The sequence below is a fragment of the Streptococcus sp. 27098_8_91 genome, assembly GCF_041432385.1.
Lineage (GTDB): Bacteria > Bacillota > Bacilli > Lactobacillales > Streptococcaceae > Streptococcus.
Genome location: NZ_JAPVZN010000011.1, coordinates 1 through 18,466, shown reverse-complemented (window position 1 = coordinate 18,466; position 18,466 = coordinate 1). Strand labels below are relative to the sequence as shown.

Sequence of the window (18,466 nt, the reverse complement as noted above, 5' to 3'; positions counted from 1 at the left end):
ACTGTTTGGTAAATTGTTTATTTGTCTCCTGAAAGTTCTTTTCCAAGATCAATCAAGTAGTCCTTCAAGTGCTCTTTGACTTGTGGATGTTTGAGAGCGTATTCGATGGAAGTCTTCATAAATCCAAACTTATCTCCAACATCGTAACGTGAGCCTTTAAACTCGCGAGCAAATACTCGTTGGGTTTTGTTTAGGGTATCGATAGCATCTGTTAGCTGGATTTCATTTCCTGCTCCTGGTGTTTGATTTTCAAGAATACCGAAAATCTCTGGTGTGAGGAGGTAACGGCCAATAATGGCTAGATCACTTGGTGCATCTTCAGGTGCTGGTTTTTCAACGAAGGTTTCAACACTGTAAAGTCCATCTTTGCCTTCTCCTTGAGGAGCGATGACACCATAGGCTGAGACTTCTTCATGTGGGACAGGCATTACAGCGATGGTAGAAGCATGAGTTTTTTCATAGTCATTGATAAGCTGTTTTGTCAATGGGGTAGCCTTGTCATCATTGATATCCATGAGGTCATCCCCAAGCATAACTACAAAAGGTTCATTCCCAACAAAGGCTTTGGCTTGCAAAACGGCATCTCCGAGTCCACGTGGGTGAGTTTGACGGATGAAGTGGAGGCGCATGCCAGTTGTTTCGTCAACAAGTTTCAAGAGATCATTCTTTCCTTTTTCTTTGAGGTTGTATTCTAGCTCAAAGTTTGAGTCAAAATGGTCTTCGATTGAGCGTTTTGACTTCCCTGTGACAACAAGAATATCCTCAATACCAGACTTAAGAGCTTCTTCAACGATAAATTGAATGGTTGGTTTATCTACGATTGGTAGCATTTCCTTAGCCAAGGCTTTGGTAGCAGGAAGGAAGCGAGTTCCAAGTCCTGCGGCAGGGATAACGGCTTTTCTAACTTTTTGCATCATGAGATTCCTTTCTAACTGTGGTTTAAGACCACTCGTTTTCTGCCTTGAACTCATTGTTCATAAGTTCAGAAACAGCATCTTTAATATTTACATTTTCATAAATAACTTGGTAGATAGCTTGGGTAATAGGCATATAGACTCCAAGCTCTTGTGCCAACTCGTAGGCCGCTTTGGTCGTTGAAATCCCTTCAATCACCATTCCCATGTTAGCTTCGATATCTGCCAAGGCTTCCCCACGCCCCAGAGCATCACCAGCTCGCCAGTTACGTGAGTGGATAGAAGTTCCGGTAACAATCAAATCACCAACACCTGAAAGACCACTGTAAGTTAATGGGTTTGCTCCAAGTTTAACCCCCAGACGGGTAATTTCTGCAAGGCCACGCGTGATAATAGCAGCTTTAGCATTGTCTCCAAATCCAAGTCCATGAAGGGCACCAGCTCCCACTGCGATGATATTTTTAAGCGCGCCAGCTGTTTCTACTCCGATGACATCTGTATTGGTATAAAGACGGAAGTAGTGGTTGCTAAAGAGTTCTTGAACATACTGGGCTGTCTCTAAATCCTTAGATGCGGCGGTAATCAAGGTAATGTCGCGTACGATGGTTTCTTCGGCATGGCTAGGCCCCGATACGACGACGATCTCGCTTCTAAGTTCTTCAGGGATTTCTTCTTCAAGAATGGTTGAAAGACGTTTGTGACTATTCGGTTCAAGACCTTTTGATGCGTGCATGACGACCACTTTATGATCAAGAACGGCAGCCACTTGTTGGGCAACTAGTCGTGTAACCTTGGTTGGGACGACAAATAAAACAGCATCTACATCCTTCAAAGCTACTTCTAGGTCTTGGTAGGCTACAATTTTTTCATCTAAGACAATATCTTTAAAATAGTGTTTGTTAGTATGATGTGTATTGATTTCGTTGATTTGCTCGGGAATGTTTCCCCAAATACGTACCTCATGACCATTGTCATTTAGGACTTGTGATAGGGCAGTTCCCCAAGAACCAGGTCCTAAAACTGCGATGGTTTGTTTGTTCATCTTTTCCTCCTTCTGAGAAAGCTCTTTCCTACATTCTACCACAAAAAGCACTATCTTGCATCTATAGAATTCATTAAGAAATTTTTGTCAGACTATTTATGTATCTGAGAAAGAAATTGAAAAAATGACAGTAGAATAATAGGGTGTTCATGGGTCAAAACAATAAAATCACGAAAAGAGAAACAATATTCCCCCTAAAAATGGTATAATAGGAGCATCACGAAAATTGGAGAGACGCTATGAGTTTTTACAATCATAAAGAAATCGAGCCTAAGTGGCAAAAATACTGGGCTGACCATCACACTTTTAAGACGGGGACAGATGCTTCAAAACCTAAGTTTTATGCGCTTGATATGTTCCCTTACCCATCTGGAGCGGGTCTGCACGTAGGACACCCAGAAGGCTACACAGCGACTGATATCCTCAGCCGTTTTAAACGCGCCCAAGGCTACAACGTCCTTCACCCAATGGGATGGGATGCCTTTGGTTTGCCTGCAGAGCAATACGCTATGGATACAGGAAATGACCCAGCGGAATTCACAGCAGAAAACATTGCCAACTTCAAACGCCAAATCAATGCGCTTGGATTCTCTTACGACTGGGATCGTGAAGTCAACACAACGGATCCAAACTACTACAAGTGGACGCAATGGATTTTCACTAAGCTTTACGAAAAAGGTTTGGCTTATGAAGCTGAAGTGCCAGTAAACTGGGTTGAAGAATTGGGAACAGCCATCGCCAACGAAGAAGTGCTTCCAGATGGAACATCTGAGCGTGGTGGCTATCCGGTTGTCCGTAAACCAATGCGCCAATGGATGCTTAAAATCACTGCCTATGCGGAGCGCTTGCTCAATGACTTGGATGAGCTTGATTGGCCAGAGTCTATCAAAGATATGCAGCGCAACTGGATCGGTAAATCAACTGGTGCCAATGTCACTTTCAAAGTAAAAGGAACAGACAAGGAATTCACCGTCTTTACCACTCGCCCAGATACACTTTTTGGTGCAACCTTCACTGTTTTGGCTCCTGAACATGAACTAGTAGATGCCATCACAAGCCCAGAGCAAGCAGAGGCTGTAGCAGACTATAAACACCAAGCTAGTCTGAAATCAGACTTGGCTCGTACAGACCTTGCCAAGGAAAAAACAGGAGTTTGGACCGGTGCTTATGCCATCAACCCTGTCAACGGCAAGGAAATTCCAATCTGGATTGCGGACTATGTTCTTGCTAGTTATGGAACAGGTGCGGTAATGGCTGTACCTGCTCATGACCAACGTGACTGGGAATTTGCCAAACAATTTGACCTTCCAATCGTAGAGGTGCTGGAAGGTGGAAATGTAGCAGAAGCTGCCTACACAGAAGATGGACTTCATGTTAATTCTGACTTCCTAGATGGATTGAATAAAGAAGACGCCATTGCTAAAATTGTGGCTTGGTTGGAAGAAAAAGGCTTTGGCCAAGAAAAGGTTACCTACCGCCTCCGCGACTGGCTCTTTAGCCGTCAACGTTACTGGGGTGAACCAATCCCAATCATTCATTGGGAAGATGGAACTTCAACAGCTGTCCCTGAAAGTGAATTGCCACTTGTCTTGCCTGTAACCAAGGATATCCGTCCCTCAGGTACTGGTGAAAGTCCACTAGCTAACTTGACAGATTGGCTTGAAGTGACTCGTGAAGATGGTGTTAAAGGTCGTCGTGAAACCAACACTATGCCACAATGGGCAGGTTCAAGCTGGTACTACCTCCGCTATATCGATCCACACAACACTGAGAAATTAGCCGATGAGGACCTTCTCAAACAATGGTTGCCAGTAGATATCTATGTGGGTGGTGCAGAACACGCCGTTCTTCACTTGCTTTACGCTCGTTTCTGGCATAAATTCCTCTATGACCTTGGTGTTGTACCGACTAAGGAGCCATTCCAAAAACTCTTTAACCAAGGAATGATCTTGGGAACTAGCTACCGTGACCACCGTGGCGCACTTGTGGCAACTGACAAGGTTGAAAAACGTGACGGTTCCTTCTTCCATGTGGAAACAGGGGAAGAGTTGGAGCAAGCACCAGCCAAGATGTCTAAATCCCTCAAGAACGTTGTCAACCCAGATGATGTGGTGGAACAATACGGTGCGGATACCCTTCGCGTCTATGAAATGTTCATGGGGCCACTTGATGCTTCCATCGCTTGGTCTGAAGAAGGTTTGGAAGGAAGCCGTAAATTCCTTGACCGTGTTTACCGTTTGATTACAAGTAAAGAAATCGTTGCGGAAAACAATGGCGCTCTTGACAAGGTTTACAACGAAACCGTTAAATCTGTTACAGAGCAAATCGAGTCTATGAAATTCAACACAGCCATTGCCCAACTCATGGTCTTTGTCAATGCGGCTAATAAGGAAGACAAACTCTATGTGGATTACGCCAAAGGCTTTATCCAATTGATCGCCCCATTTGCGCCTCACTTGGCAGAAGAACTTTGGCAAACAGTCGCAGCAACAGGTGAGTCTATCTCTTACGTGGCTTGGCCAACATGGGACGAAAGCAAATTGGTTGAAGACGAAGTCGAAATCGTCGTTCAAATCAAAGGTAAAGTCCGTGCTAAATTGATGGTTGCGAAGGACCTTTCACGTGAAGAATTGCAAGAAGTGGCTCTGGCTAACGAAAAAGTTAAGGCAGAGATCGATGGCAAAGAAATTGTGAAGGTGATTAGTGTCCCTAACAAGCTTGTGAATATTGTTGTGAAATAAAAATGAATCCTTCAGAGTAGAATCTGGAGGATTTTTATTTGACAAGAAGTTTCTATTTTGTTAATATAATTAACAAAGAAAAGAGAGATTATGGATAAAAAAGAATTTATTACATTTAATAATCGTTTCAATAGATTTATTTTAGCGTTTGAACAGTTAAAAAAAACACAACATAAAATTAGTATTGACAAATCCATTACGTTGAATGAGGTACATTTGATTGTTGTGATTGGGAAAAATCAGCCCTTAAATCTAGTGAAATTATCTGAATTATTAAAAGTTTCGAGAAGTGCAATAACTCAAAGTGTTAGGAGATTAATTCAAAAAAATTTAGTTGTTTTTGATTTTGCTCCGAATAATGGGAAAAATAAATATTTGAGATTATCTGAAAAAGGTATCGAAGTTTTTAAAATCCATAAGGAGCAACAAGCATATATTGAAGAATCGGTCTTTTCAGTTTTAAACAACTATAGCGAGGAGGAGCTTCAAACAGTTGTGAAATTGATGGATGATGTTGAAAAGGTATGGCGAGAATTACCGTGGTAAAAATCACGGTAATTTTAAAACTATATTGTTAATCATATTAACAAAAAGAGGAAGATATGAATATAAAAATTGAACTGATTTCAGAGTCTGATTTAGCAGACGAATCTTTTAATATTTTCATCGATGGCTTAAAACCAAGAGAAACCTATCGAGTCGAAATGTTTCTATCCGATTATTATTGTATCAATGCTCCCATGCTATTAGCTCATGATGTCTTATGGAAATCAACAGCGACTTTTGTATCAGATAAGAATGGTATTATTGATATTTCACAAACTCCATCTTGTTCTGGCTCTGATGAAGATATTGCAACAAAGGGGTTATTCTTTAATGCCAAGCCCTTGACCAATAAGAAAAAGAAACTGTCAAACTCTCTTTCTAAAATTCCCTTATTAGATCATTTTTTTGTGGAAGTCAAAATTATGCAAGGAAGTACTGTCATTGCAGAGAGAACTTTCACAAGACATTACATGAGTTCGCAAATTAGCCATCAAGATATTTACGGGCAACATTTTCAAGGGAGACTCTTTTATGATAAAAAGGCAATAAAAGCACCAGCATTGATTATTGTGAGCGGTAGTGAAGGAAGGATTGAAAAGGCACAGAATATAGCTCAGCTTCTATCTTCTAGAGGTTATATTTGCCTAGCAGTTGCCTACTTTGGTTTAGAGGGGTTGCCAAAACATTTGGAACGTATTCCTTTAGAGTGCCTTGTGGAAGCAAAGGATTATCTACGTCAGCATCATCAAGTAGATAGTGAAAGAATTGGAATCTATGGACGGTCTAAGGGAGCAGAGTTAGTTTTAGCTGAGGAGAGCATTTTTAATGACGTTCAATGTTTGGTACTAAATTCACCCTCTGATGTGGTGTATGAAGGGATAAAAGGGAAATGGAACTCCCATACTTCTTCTTGGACGTATTTGCAAAGAGAACTTCCCTATCAAAAGTTTCGACTTAGAGATTATCTATTCAGCAAACTTTTTAGAAAAAGCTTCCCTAAAGATCGTACTGCTAAGATAGATATTGGTCAAATGCATTCACCAATCTTATTGCTCGGAAGTACTGTTGATGAAATATGGGATGCCTCGTCAGCAATTGATGATATTGTCTCAGATTATAAAGGACACCACATTACATTTAAAAAATATCATGAAACAGGTCACATGTTGACAGTGGCTTATCAACCAAATCACCGTTATCGAAAAGATTGGCGTTTATTGATGAAAGAGAGTAAGGATTCTTGGTTGGCTACGATTCATTTTTTTGATAGGTATTTGAAGAAGCAATAACATAAGATTATAAATATGCTATAATAGTCCCAACTAAGATAAAAACACAGTTCTGGTTGGTAGTCCAGACGTAGGCAAGCCTATCAGTAACCTTCCTCCTTGGTAGTCCATTCTTAGGGATAGATTTAAGGAGGTGCTGTCGTGGAAACAATTTCAATTGGATTGACAGTTTATTTTGAAGATGGATTTTGGCATGGTTTGTTTGAACAAGTGTATCGAGAAACTTATCAAGTTTGTCGTGTGACATTTGGTCAGGAGCCAAAAGATGATGAAATTCTAGAGATTTTACAGACTCAGTTTACTCAATTATCTTTTAGTCCAGAAACTACAATTAAGCAACATGTAAAAATCAAGAATCCTAAACGATTACAACGAATGGTGAGGAAACAAGTAAATCAAAAAGTTTCTTCCACGTCGAAAGAACTATTGCAGTTGCAGTATGAGGAAAGGAAAAAGATTTCAAAACATCAATCTAGTGTCCAAAAGCAATTGCTCAAACAAGAGAAATTCGAACGCAAACAGCAAAAACGTAGAGAGAAGCACAGGGGGCATTAACTCACTCGTTCCCATATTTGATCAATCCTCCATAAACTGGAGGATTTTTTGAATATTATGTGTGAGATGTGATATACTATTCACATCTTTAAACTTATAAGTGTGAGACAAGGAGAAAGCTATGCCAGTAAATGAATATGGCCAGATGATTGGTGAACCTGTAGACGACACACCTGGAGTTTTACCGTCACTTGTACGGATAGAAGGACAGTATACGATTCTAGAAGCTCTTTCAGTGGAAAAGCATGCGGAGGATTTGCTGGCTGTTTATGGTCCAGAATCACCTCAAGAGATGTGGACCTATCTCTTTCAACCACCAGTAGAAAATCTTGAAGAATTAATTGTTGCTATGAAGCAGATGATTGAGCGCAAGGATCGCTTCTATTATGCGATTATCGATAAAGTGACTGGAAGGGCGCTGGGGACTTTTTCTCTCATGCGTATTGACCAAGCTAATCGCGTGATTGAAGTTGGCGCGGTGACCTTTTCTCCGGCTCTCAAACAGACAAGGATGGGAACAGAGGCCCACTATTTGCTAGCTCGTTATGTCTTTGAAGAGCTTAACTATCGCCGTTATGAGTGGAAATGTGATGCGCTAAATCTACCTTCTAGAAAAGCAGCAGAACGTTTGGGCTTTATCTACGAGGGAACCTTCCGTCAAGCTGTTATTTATAAAGGGCGTACTAGAGATACGGATTGGTTGTCTATGATTGATAAGGACTGGCCAAGGGTTAAAGCGCGTTTTGAATCGTGGTTGAGTCCAGATAATTTTGATGAAAATGGGCAACAGTTGAAATCCCTTAGAGAATGTTAGAAAGGTTTGCTATGATTAAGATTACAAAAGAAACATCTGTTTCACTTGATGATGTTTTGCATCTCTACCAGGCAGTTGGTTGGACAAATTATACAAATCAGCTCCAAATGTTGGCCCAGGCTCTGACTCATTCACTGGCCATTTATCTAGCGCGTGATGGTGAGAAAATTGTTGGTCTAGTTCGCTTGATAGGAGACGGTTTTTCTTCAGTTTTTGTTCAGGATTTGATTGTCTTGCCTACCTATCAGCGTCAAGGAATTGGCAGCACCTTGATAAAGCAGGCTTTATCCGATTATAAGGATGCCTATCAAGTCCAACTAGTGACAGAAGAGTCTGAAAAGACTCTTGGATTCTATCGTTCTCTGGGGTTTGAAGACTTATCTAGTTTCCAGTGTACGGGCATGATTTGGGTGGACCGAAAAAAATTAAAATAATCTTTTTCACTTAAGCTAACTTTAAGTCTGCTTGTGTATCATGTAATCATTAAATAAAGACCTCCTAACTTTATTTAATAGAAATCCTAAACTTTTTTTCATCATAATCTCCTAATAAAGTCACCCAATTCGGTGGCTTTTTTGTTATGTGACTTTCAGCGATATTTCATTTGTATTCGTTGTTTTGAACAAAATTAAAAGTTCGTGTCAAGGAAAACGCGGATATCCATATAATACAAAGATCGTCTTATATTCTTCCTAGTATTGAACATATTGATGCCTTTAAAATTAGTGTTATTAAACTTTTTAATGACCTACTTGAGATCCTGATAAAAAGTATCTGATTTATCGTGATTTTATCAAAAGGTATCGAAATATGAAAGAATTAAATTTTTCAAAAAGAAGATTGTCGTGGAAATCTCGTGTAACAATATAGTATTTTGTGAGGAAGTAAGACTATGGAAAAATACTTTTTCTTGATGAAAATCTATATCTAGTATATAATCAATCTATAACGTATAGATTGGAGATATATCATGGCTATAAGCATATCGAAACAATACAATTTTAAACTGAATGAAGCTACTATGGAACAAGCTCGAAATATTATCAAGGAAAAGGGCATGACAATGACAGATGCTATTTCTTTATTTATGGAGCAAATAGTTCTAGAGCAAGATTTGCCTATTAAGACGGCCGAAGATTTGCATAGAGAGCAGTTAATTGCTGAACTACAAGCCCAATCTGAACGTGCCTTGAGAGAATATGAGGCAGGTGAAGGAACTTCCCTAGACAATGTGAGGGCACGCTATGGCTTATAAAGTGATTCTTTCAAAAGAAGTTGAACAAGCTATCGACAATATACACGAATATATAGCTACGGTACTTTTAGCCCCTCAATCTGCGAAAAATACTGTAGTAAAAATTTTAGATGGCTTAAAAAGTCTAGAAATCTTTCCTGAGGCTGGTTTTGATGCAGATGAGAAAATCGGTGTAAAGATTAATAGTAAGCATCCTACACGAGGAAAAATTATAGATCAATACGTTTTGCTTTACTTTATTGATCAGACACAAAAGACTGTTTTTCTCTCCCATTTATTTCATACCAAGAGTGACTATGTTACCTTACTACAAAAAGACAATAAAAAAAGTTCAAAATCTTAAGCTAACTTTAAGTCTTATCCTGTATCATGTGACCATTAAATAAAGACCTCCTAACTTTATTTAATAGAAATCCTAAAACTTTTTTCATCATAATCTCCTAATAAAGTCACCCAATTCGGTGGCTTTTTTCTTGTTTGCTTTTAGCAATTTTTAATTAGTATTTATTATTTTTGAACAAAAGTAAAAACTAGAAAATCTTAAGTTAATTTTAAGTCTTCTCTTGTATCATACAGTTATTAAGTAAAGACCTCCTAACTTTATTTAATAAAATCCTAAACTTTTCTTTTTCATAATAATCTCCCTAATGAAGCCACCAAATTCGGTGGCTTTTTTGTTTGTAGGCTGGATTTTTGCTATAATAGGAACATGAGTAGAATTTTAGATAATGAAATCATGGGTGATGAGGAGTTGGTGGAGCGTACCCTCCGTCCCCAATATTTACGTGAATATATCGGTCAGGACAAGGTCAAGGATCAGCTTCAAATCTTTATTGAAGCTGCAAAAATGCGTGATGAGGCGCTGGACCATGTTCTTTTGTTTGGCCCTCCAGGTCTCGGGAAAACAACCATGGCTTTTGTCATTGCCAATGAACTGGGAGTCAATCTCAAGCAAACGTCTGGTCCTGTTATCGAAAAAGCCGGTGATTTAGTTGCGATTTTGAATGATTTGGAGCCAGGAGATGTTCTTTTTATTGATGAGATTCATCGCTTGCCCATGTCGGTGGAAGAGGTGCTTTACAGTGCTATGGAAGACTTCTACATCGACATCATGATTGGTGCGGGGGAAGGTAGTCGCAGTGTCCATCTAGAATTACCACCTTTTACCTTGATTGGTGCGACGACACGAGCAGGGATGCTGTCGAATCCTCTTCGTGCACGTTTTGGAATTACTGGTCACATGGAGTATTATGCCCATGATGACTTGACAGAGATTGTCGAGCGGACGGCAGATATTTTTGAGATGGAAATTACTCATGAGGCAGCTTCTGAGTTGGCCCTCCGTAGCCGTGGAACTCCTCGTATCGCCAATCGTCTCCTCAAGCGCGTTCGCGACTTTGCGCAGATTATGGGCGATGGCTTGATTGATGATGGGATTACGGACAAGGCTTTGACCATGCTGGATGTAGACCATGAAGGCTTGGACTATGTGGACCAGAAAATTCTCCGCACCATGATTGAGATGTACGGTGGAGGTCCTGTCGGTCTAGGAACACTTTCTGTTAATATCGCTGAAGAGCGTGAGACGGTAGAAGATATGTATGAACCTTACCTGATCCAGAAAGGCTTTATCATGCGAACTCGTTCAGGACGGGTCGCGACAGCTAAGGCATATGAACATTTGGGGTATGAATACATTGAAAAATAAGGCTGAAATCTTAGACTCTTTTAGAGAAAATCCTGACATGATGGCTATTCTGACCATCATCCGTGACTTGGAGTTGAAAGATTCTTGGTTGGCAGCTGGTTCGGTCCGAAATTTTATCTGGAATCTCTTGTCAGATAAGCCACCCTTTGACCGTGAAACGGATGTGGATGTGATTTTCTTTGACCCAGAGGTGAGTTACGAAGAAACGCTGACTATAGAAAGCCAGTTGAGAGAGGACTTTCCCCAGTATCAGTGGGAGCTGAAAAATCAAGTCTATATGCATCAGCATAGTCCCCATACGGAACCGTATAGAAATTCCTGCGATGCCATGAGTAAGTATCCTGAACGTTGTACGGCAGTAGGGCTTCGCTTGCAAGCTGACGCAACTTTAGAGCTCTTTACCCCTTATGGTTTGGAGGATATTTTGAACTTTCAGGTTTCTCCAACTCCCCATTTCTTAGAAAATCAAGATCGAATGAAGCTCTATCAAAAGCGTTTATCCAAGAAAAATTGGCAAGAAAAAAGGAAAAATCTCACAGCTAAAAATACTTAAGGAAACTTTAAGATAGGAGCTGTATACTTATCTCATAAGTTAAAAAGACCTTAACTTATACTCCTAAAACTTTTTCATAATAATCTCCCTATAAAAAATTAAGTCGCCCAATCAGGCGGCTTTTTTTGATGGATCAATGATTCGACATATAGTAGATTGAACCTAGAATAGTACGCTACGGATTTTAAAATATTTTTAGAAATTGATCTGACTCTTCTTTCTGGTCAATTTGTTTATATTTTATTTCATCTTACTGATTTTTTACAATAATATTTGATTTTTTAAAGGTAAACAGATGATTATTGGACAAAAAAGAATCTTACAATCAGGGAAAATCTACAAAAAGTTCAAGGCGTTTGTGTTAATCTATTTTCAACTTAATCTTTGGACAAAGAAGCCTATAGTGTGCTATAATAAAGTGTTATAGATTGAGCTCTATATCAAAAATTTTTTAAGACTACACCATTGCTTGTCAGGGTGAAAAAAGAGAAAATATCCATGTAACGTGGCTGTGTATCTTAAGGATGTTTTGGTATTTAGTTTTTTATAAAAAATAAACTCAAGGAGAAAAAACATGTTTTTTAGACGTCAGGAAGGACGATATAGAGAAACAGACCGAGTAACGAGGTATAAATTGATCAAGTCAGGGAAACACTGGCTTCGAGCATCTACCTCTCTTTTTGGTTTGTTCAAGGTTCTTCGTGGTGGTGTTGATACTGCTCAGGTGACAACTGAAGTTGTGGAAGATCGTGTCTCAACTTCTTTAACTGGGATAGATGTCCTCAAGGGGATAGTTGCCGCGGGGGCCGTTGTTGGTGGTGGAGTTGCCACTCATACGCAAGTCCATGCCAATGAACAGCTGGCTGTAGAGAAAGTCGTGGATGGTACTGACAATCTAGTGAATTCTGATCAGGTTGTTTTGGGAACTGTCAATAAAGATGAGGAGCAGCAAACGTCTGTTTCAACATCTACCTCTGTTAGTGAGAGTGTCTCAATCTCTGCTTCTACAAGTGCCTCTATTTCGGCCTCAACAAGTGCATCCGAGTCCGTAAGTGCCTCAACATCAGCTAGCACTAGTGCCAGTGTTTCATCTTCAACTTCAGCTAGTATCTCATCTTCATTGAACGATTCTGCCTCAACATCAGATAGTGCTTCGACTGTTGCAAGCAGTTCCCTCTCTGAGGTTTCGCATGTAGAAGGTTCACAGACGGCTCCTAGCGAAGATGCTATCAGTAATGACGGAACATCCAGAGCCACAGTTAAGGCTAGCGATATTAAGGTCAATCCTGATCTTTCTAGTTCTCTTTCAACTGCAGAAAACTTCACAAGTCAAAATGCGAGTCTGACAGCAACCACAACAGCGACTCTTGCTGCGACAACGACTGCAGAAGTGAGCGCTAAAAAGCAAGCAGAAGACCGTAAGAAACTGGCAGCACTTTCAGCAGAAATGGGAGAATACCTAGCTAAAGCCGTGGACCTTCCAGATACAAGCTCAGCCATTCTTAAGGTGAAATCTGCTATTGCTGAGATTGAATCTGCTCTCAAGGACCCAAACGCTGACCTAGGAACAGCTGTCAAGACAGCTACTTCAGCTCGCAACTCTATCGCCAATGCGGTTTCACGTGCAACCTCTGGCCAACGTGATAGCCGTAATGGACAACCAATGGCAACGGGAGAAAATCTCCGAGGAATTTCTCCGATTGCGGTAAACAATCACACCACAGCTCAACTTAGCCAAGGTAGTTATTCAAGTTCCAATCGTGAGGTTGTCTGGACAATCAAAATGCACTCGCAGAGTCCGCTTAATTACGCAGGTCTGATCGCGCAAGTGGATAGAAACACAACCATCACTCGTGTTCTTTTTAATGGAGAACCAATGGAGAAACGTGGTGGATCTGGCAATGAATATGTATTCAACAAGCGCCATGATTTGAATAGAAACCTTGAAGCGACAATATTGGTGTATGCGACGGTGAACAATAGTTCAAGTGCAGCTACTTTGAATGCTCAAGTGGCGACAAGTAGTCAACCGTTTACAAGCGCTAACGCTTCTGGGAATTATAGTAGCTCAATGAGCTCAACCGTTACGACTGGGGAAACAGGTCAGAGCCGTGCGGCATCTCAGCGACCTACGATTAGTTTGCCTGCAGATGTTACCTATTATAATGACGATTCTATTTCCACAATCAGCATGACAATGCGTGATGACAGGGGGTTGAAAACATTAGCTGCAGGACCTAATAATACAATTATTACAGGCTTGAATGCCCCTAATTATCCAAGGAGTAAACAGGGAGTCCTTGGTGATTTTGGTGTGTATCAACTGGGACGGCTTCTCTATTATCCAAAGCTTTATACGGTAAATATACAAGGTACCATTGGTCGAGACAATGGAACATGGAAGCCGTTTGCTACTGGCGCGCATATTCTTGAATATGTTGTAACAGATAGTGACAATCAAACAACTACAGCACGTATGACTGTCAATATCAAAGGGTTCAATGAGCGACAAAATCCTGTGAGTGGTGACACTGTTACAGTTAATGATAAAACAAATTTAAGTCCAACGGAAAAAGAGCAAGTGTTGGCTAATTTTAAAACAGCCAATGCTAGTCTTCTTTCAGGTACAGGATCAGGTGTAGGCTCAACTGACTATAAAAAAGGGACTGAAGAAGGTTCCTTAAGTGTGGCCAATAATGGCGTTGTAACCATTACTTATCGAGATGGTACTCAGGATACAGTCAATTCAAAACTAAAATATGGTGTTGAAAAGGTGACTGATACATTCTACGCGGTAAGTAGTGAGTCTGTGTCTGATATAAATCTAAGTAGTCTTGTACGTCCAGTTGGTGGAGCTTCTAGTTTACCTCAAGGGACCACATTTGCTTGGAAAAACGGACAAGCTCCTACGATGGCAGTAGGTAGTCGAACAGCAATTTTAACGGTAACTCACCCAGATAAAACTACTACGGATTTAACATATAATTACACAGTTTACCAAAAGATTGAAACCAAAACCAATAATGGAGTTACTGGTCAATTTTATGCCTTTAAAGCAGTTCCAGGTAAAGATGTAACTGTTGGAGGAAGCTATGCCAATAATATTGGTGGAGATTCATATCTTTATCTCAATAACGATTCCCTTCCTTCAGGAGCGACATTTTCTTATGAGTATCAACTGAATAACAATGCAAGTGCGCAAGTAAGTAGACAGGATGGCTCACCTAGATTTAGCGATGTCTGGCATACAACAGATGCTAACCCTGTGTCTCACCGTACAACTTATACAGTGAGAGCTACCTATCCAAAAGGGCGACTTGGTGATGTAACAACTTCAAATCCTGCGTTAACAAGTACAGTGAAGTTTAATTATACAGTCGTTGATCCAGTAGCTAATCAAGAGTATACTACAAAAGTTGGGGATACAACTCCGCTAAATGGCATTATTTCAAATCCGGGTAATGCAATTAAAAATTCTGATACTAGTGTAGCAATTCCGACTGGTACAGATTATAGTTGGGTATCAACACCAGATGCTGCAACTCCGGGTATCTTTAAGAAAGAAGTTACAGTTACTTTACCGCAAGGTTCAACAACTCAATCAAGGAATGCTACAAATGTTCCTGTAGCCATCAAAGTCAGACCGAACCCACCGCAAATTTCATCTGATCAATTGACAAATACAGGTGGTCTGCCAAATAAAGGAATCACCGTTACAGATGTTGTTCCAGGTGCGACGGTAACCTTGACAATTGGTGGTAAGACTCTTACTAAGACAGCTGGTGCTAATGTAACGAGCTTGACTTTCACTCCAGCCGAAGTCGCAGATAGTAATGGATTGCTTCCAACAGGAAACGTAACAGTTAAACAAAGTAAGGTATTTAATAATCCTGTAACGAATGCGAATGAAACTTTGGAATCAGATGTAAGAACAGTTGCTATTACACCTGAAACAGAAAAACCACAAGTTATTGATACGGTAGTCAAAGTAAAGAATGACGATAACACATGGTCAGCTGCTCCTAAAGAAATGAATAATGGTACTCCTGAATACACGTTCTACTCTGGAGATTCATTAGAATTTACAGCTAAGTTCAAAGATAATAGTGGTGTCGTCCAAAATACAGAAGTTCGTGGTGGAGACCCAGGAACTCCTGCAATTAACAATCTTTTCCATAATGATACATGGGGAACAACTGTTATCAATAAAGTCACAGCTAAGACTACAGCTACTGCTAACCAACCAGCTGTGACAACTGTTACAGGTACTATTAATTCTGACTTGAGCTATGATTCCAGAAATAAAATTACACGCTCTATAACTGCAGATGATTTTTCAAATCTCCGATCAGACGGAACTACCTTTGTTTTGAAACAGGGTCAGTTGAAAGATAGATTGGGTGAAATGAAGATTCCTCCAATAACAGTTCGAGATATCAGCAATTTAACTGATACAGATAAAAAGACTATCAAAACTGCGGTTGAAAAGGCATATCCACAGGCTAAACATCGAATCAAAACCTATACTCAACAGAGTAATGGGGATGTGTTGATTACCTATAAAGATGGAACAACAAGAACAGTTACCCCTACACTAGAGCAAAATTATAAAACAAGAACAGAAACACCATTTTACGCAGTTGCTGGAGAGAATCCTGCGGCTTTGACAGCTCGTGACTTTATTCGCTCAGCTGATGGCACAGAATTACCTTCAAATACAAGTGTGGTTTGGAAACAAGGAACTCTAGATTTATCAACACCTGGTGATAAAACAGCTACTTTGACGGTTACCGATTCTAAAGGTGTATCTAAAAATATTGCTTATAAATATACTGTTTATCCAAAAGTAGAAGCTAAAACTTACAATGGTGTGACAGGTAAGTTCTATGCCTTTAAAGGAACGAAAGAAGCTAACCTTAGTAAAGTTGATGGAGGAAATTGGGCTAATAATATTGGTAGAGATTCTTATTTGTATACCAATGTTAATGAACTTCCAACAGGAACCAAATGGTCTTATAAATATAAGTTAAATAACACAGGGGCTGAGCAAACAACTGCTGTTGGAACCCCGACTTTTGGTGAAGTATGGTATACGACTAAAGAGGTTGTGAATCTGGAACCTGTCAGTCACCATACAACCTATACGCTAATTGCCACTTATCCAAAAGGACGTTTTGGGGATGTTTCAACAAGCAATCCAGCCTTGACAAGTCAGACAAGCTTTGATTATACAGTTGTTGATCCTGTAGCTAAACAGGAGTATGTTACAACTGTGGGAAATAAGGCTCCATTAGCAGAGATTATTAAAAATCCAGGAGAGGCGCTTAAAAATTCGAATACAAGTGTATCCTTCCCAACAGGAACAACATTTAGTTGGGTCCAGGCTCCTGATGACGCTATGCTGGCAAACCCTGGGGTTTATACGAAAAAAGTTACAGTCACTCTTCCGCAAGGTTCCTATAGTGGAGCTGCTAATAGTAGAACAGTAGATGTGACTATTAAGGTAAACCCACAAGCGCCAGTTATCTCAGTTAATTCTACCAACGAAACGGGTGGTTTGCCAAATCGTTCAATTGTTGTGACCAATGTCACACCTGGAGCAGTTGTTACGCTCACATTAGCAGGTCATACATTTACCAAGACAGCTAAAGATAACGAATCAAGTGTTACCTTTGAACCTGCAGAACTACAAAAAGCTTACGATGGCAACAATGGTCTCCTTCCGACTAGAGATGTGACAGCTAAGCAAGAAAAAACAGTAACACTTCCAAGTGGTGGAACTGAAACCTTGAGTTCGTCTACAACGACTGCAACGATTACTCCTGAACGTGTGAAACCAACAATTACCTATACTGTAACAGTAAATGGTCAAGAGCCTAAGAAAGATAGCAATGGTCGTTATCTGTTCTATGCTGGGGACAAGATCCAGATTACTTATACAGGTAAAGATAATAGTGGTAAATTAGTCACACTGAAGGTCTCTGGTAATAGAACAGACTTGACGGACTTCTTCGAAAACAGACCTGAGTGGGGAACTGGTCCTATCACAAATATTATCAATACCTTGACCAATGATGACCAAACCACCTTCACAATTAATGCGGTTGCCAATAAAGATCTTGCGTGGAGCTCAGGGAATCACTGGGGACGTTGGCTAATTGCTACAGATCCTAGTGGAAACAGTGTTGCTGTAGGAGAAATTAGTATTCAACAAGATCAGTTGCAGAATTTGTTTAAAAAACCTGCGATTGACTTGACTGAAGTCAAGGATAAAAATCATTTATCAGAATCTGATAAGGACAAAGTTCGCGAAGAAATCAGAAAAGCTCATGATAAAGTGACTCCGAACGGTCGTGATCGTATTTCTAGCATCGATGTAAGTGACAGCGGTGTTGCAACGGTTTATTATAAAGATAACGCTAAAGTAACATCTGGTAATCAACCATATGCACCAACGGTTTATAGTCAAGATGAAACTGTTTCAGACAAGAAATATCGTTCTGAGTCAGCGTCAACCAGTGCATCAGTGTCAGCGTCAACAAGCGCATCAGTGAGTGCAATGACTAGTGCCAGTACATCAGCGTCAACCAGTGCAAGCCAATCAGCAAGCACATCGGCCTCTGAATCAGCGTCAACAAGTGCGAGCCAATCAGCAAGCACATCAGCTAGCCAGTCAGCGTCAACCAGTGCAAGCCAATCAGCAAGCACGTCTGCAAGCCAAAGTGCTTCAACAAGCGCAAGTCAATCAGCAAGCACATCAGCTAGTCAGTCAGCATCGACAAGTGCGAGCCAATCAGCAAGCACGTCTGCAAGCCAAAGTGCTTCAACAAGCGCAAGTCAATCAGCCAGCACCTCAGCTAGCCAGTCGGCGTCGACAAGTGCGAGCCAATCAGCAAGCACATCAGCTAGCCAGTCAGCGTCAACCAGTGCGAGCCAATCAGCAAGCACATCAGCTAGTCAGTCAGCATCGACAAGTGCGAGCCAATCCGCAAGCACATCGGCATCTGAATCAGCGTCAACCAGTGCGAGCCAATCAGCCAGCACGTCAG

Annotated in this window: 13 protein-coding genes; 11 read left to right on the top strand and 2 right to left on the bottom strand. The window is 40.4% G+C overall.

The window, feature by feature from the left end; translation table 11 throughout:
* Positions 1-17 precede the first annotated feature (17 nt).
* On the bottom strand, positions 18-914 hold the full coding sequence (galU, locus tag O3611_RS08770; RefSeq protein ID WP_371608398.1) for a UTP--glucose-1-phosphate uridylyltransferase GalU: 897 nt from the start codon (positions 912-914) through the stop codon (positions 18-20).
* 25 nt (positions 915-939) lie between these two features.
* Complete coding sequence (locus O3611_RS08765) at positions 940-1,956, bottom strand: NAD(P)H-dependent glycerol-3-phosphate dehydrogenase (RefSeq protein ID WP_075229583.1); 1,017 nt, start codon at positions 1,954-1,956, stop codon at positions 940-942.
* A gap of 239 nt (positions 1,957-2,195) precedes the next feature.
* On the opposite strand from O3611_RS08765, the gene leuS reads away from it, so the two are divergent.
* The 11 genes from leuS to O3611_RS08710 all read left to right on the top strand — a co-directional run.
* Entirely contained in the window at positions 2,196-4,697 is a 2,502-nt protein-coding gene (gene leuS, locus O3611_RS08760) for a leucine--tRNA ligase (RefSeq protein ID WP_371608397.1), read from the top strand.
* A 90-nt stretch (positions 4,698-4,787) separates the two neighbouring features.
* Positions 4,788-5,243: a MarR family transcriptional regulator gene (locus O3611_RS08755; RefSeq protein WP_315640039.1), complete on the top strand. Its 456-nt coding sequence runs from the start codon at positions 4,788-4,790 to the stop codon at positions 5,241-5,243.
* A 56-nt stretch (positions 5,244-5,299) separates the two neighbouring features.
* Complete coding sequence (locus O3611_RS08750; RefSeq protein ID WP_315640037.1) at positions 5,300-6,532, top strand: acyl-CoA thioesterase/BAAT N-terminal domain-containing protein; 1,233 nt, start codon at positions 5,300-5,302, stop codon at positions 6,530-6,532.
* A gap of 141 nt (positions 6,533-6,673) precedes the next feature.
* Positions 6,674-7,087 (top strand): YjdF family protein, encoded by a 414-nt coding sequence (locus O3611_RS08745; RefSeq protein WP_371608396.1) that lies wholly within the window; start codon positions 6,674-6,676, stop codon positions 7,085-7,087.
* 121 nt (positions 7,088-7,208) lie between these two features.
* Positions 7,209-7,901 (top strand): GNAT family N-acetyltransferase, encoded by a 693-nt coding sequence (locus O3611_RS08740; RefSeq protein ID WP_371608395.1) that lies wholly within the window; start codon positions 7,209-7,211, stop codon positions 7,899-7,901.
* Between the two features lie 11 nt (positions 7,902-7,912).
* Positions 7,913-8,335 carry a GNAT family N-acetyltransferase gene (locus tag O3611_RS08735; RefSeq protein WP_371608394.1) on the top strand — a complete coding sequence of 141 codons (423 nt, stop codon included), beginning with the start codon at positions 7,913-7,915 and terminating at the stop codon, positions 8,333-8,335.
* Between the two features lie 536 nt (positions 8,336-8,871).
* A complete protein-coding gene (locus tag O3611_RS08730; protein WP_371608393.1) occupies positions 8,872-9,156 on the top strand; it encodes a type II toxin-antitoxin system RelB/DinJ family antitoxin in 285 nt (94 codons plus the stop codon).
* A complete protein-coding gene (locus O3611_RS08725; protein ID WP_371608392.1) occupies positions 9,146-9,499 on the top strand; it encodes a type II toxin-antitoxin system RelE/ParE family toxin in 354 nt (117 codons plus the stop codon). Before O3611_RS08730 ends, O3611_RS08725 begins: the two co-directional genes overlap by 11 nt.
* Before the next feature lie 366 nt (positions 9,500-9,865).
* Entirely contained in the window at positions 9,866-10,864 is a 999-nt protein-coding gene (gene ruvB, locus O3611_RS08720; protein WP_080979360.1) for a Holliday junction branch migration DNA helicase RuvB, read from the top strand.
* Positions 10,845-11,417, top strand: coding sequence for a nucleotidyltransferase family protein (locus tag O3611_RS08715; RefSeq protein WP_371608391.1), 573 nt, complete (start codon positions 10,845-10,847; stop codon positions 11,415-11,417). The genes ruvB and O3611_RS08715 overlap by 20 nt, the downstream gene beginning before the upstream one ends.
* Positions 11,418-11,991: 574 nt before the next feature.
* A partial coding sequence (locus tag O3611_RS08710) for an accessory Sec-dependent serine-rich glycoprotein adhesin (protein ID WP_371608390.1) occupies positions 11,992-18,466 on the top strand: 6,475 nt, incomplete at its 3' end.

What these genes read in the sequence shown, in the direction of transcription:
- galU (WP_371608398.1), bottom strand. Translation starts at nt 914, where the DNA reads ATGCAAAAAGTTAGAAAAGCCGTTATCCCTGCCGCAGGACTTGGAACT.
- O3611_RS08765 (WP_075229583.1), bottom strand. Translation starts at nt 1,956, where the DNA reads ATGAACAAACAAACCATCGCAGTTTTAGGACCTGGTTCTTGGGGAACT.
- leuS (WP_371608397.1), top strand. Translation starts at nt 2,196, where the DNA reads ATGAGTTTTTACAATCATAAAGAAATCGAGCCTAAGTGGCAAAAATAC.
- O3611_RS08755 (WP_315640039.1), top strand. Translation starts at nt 4,788, where the DNA reads ATGGATAAAAAAGAATTTATTACATTTAATAATCGTTTCAATAGATTT.
- O3611_RS08750 (WP_315640037.1), top strand. Translation starts at nt 5,300, where the DNA reads ATGAATATAAAAATTGAACTGATTTCAGAGTCTGATTTAGCAGACGAA.
- O3611_RS08740 (WP_371608395.1), top strand. Translation starts at nt 7,209, where the DNA reads ATGCCAGTAAATGAATATGGCCAGATGATTGGTGAACCTGTAGACGAC.
- O3611_RS08735 (WP_371608394.1), top strand. Translation starts at nt 7,913, where the DNA reads ATGATTAAGATTACAAAAGAAACATCTGTTTCACTTGATGATGTTTTG.
- O3611_RS08730 (WP_371608393.1), top strand. Translation starts at nt 8,872, where the DNA reads ATGGCTATAAGCATATCGAAACAATACAATTTTAAACTGAATGAAGCT.
- O3611_RS08725 (WP_371608392.1), top strand. Translation starts at nt 9,146, where the DNA reads ATGGCTTATAAAGTGATTCTTTCAAAAGAAGTTGAACAAGCTATCGAC.
- ruvB (WP_080979360.1), top strand. Translation starts at nt 9,866, where the DNA reads ATGAGTAGAATTTTAGATAATGAAATCATGGGTGATGAGGAGTTGGTG.
- O3611_RS08715 (WP_371608391.1), top strand. Translation starts at nt 10,845, where the DNA reads ATGAATACATTGAAAAATAAGGCTGAAATCTTAGACTCTTTTAGAGAA.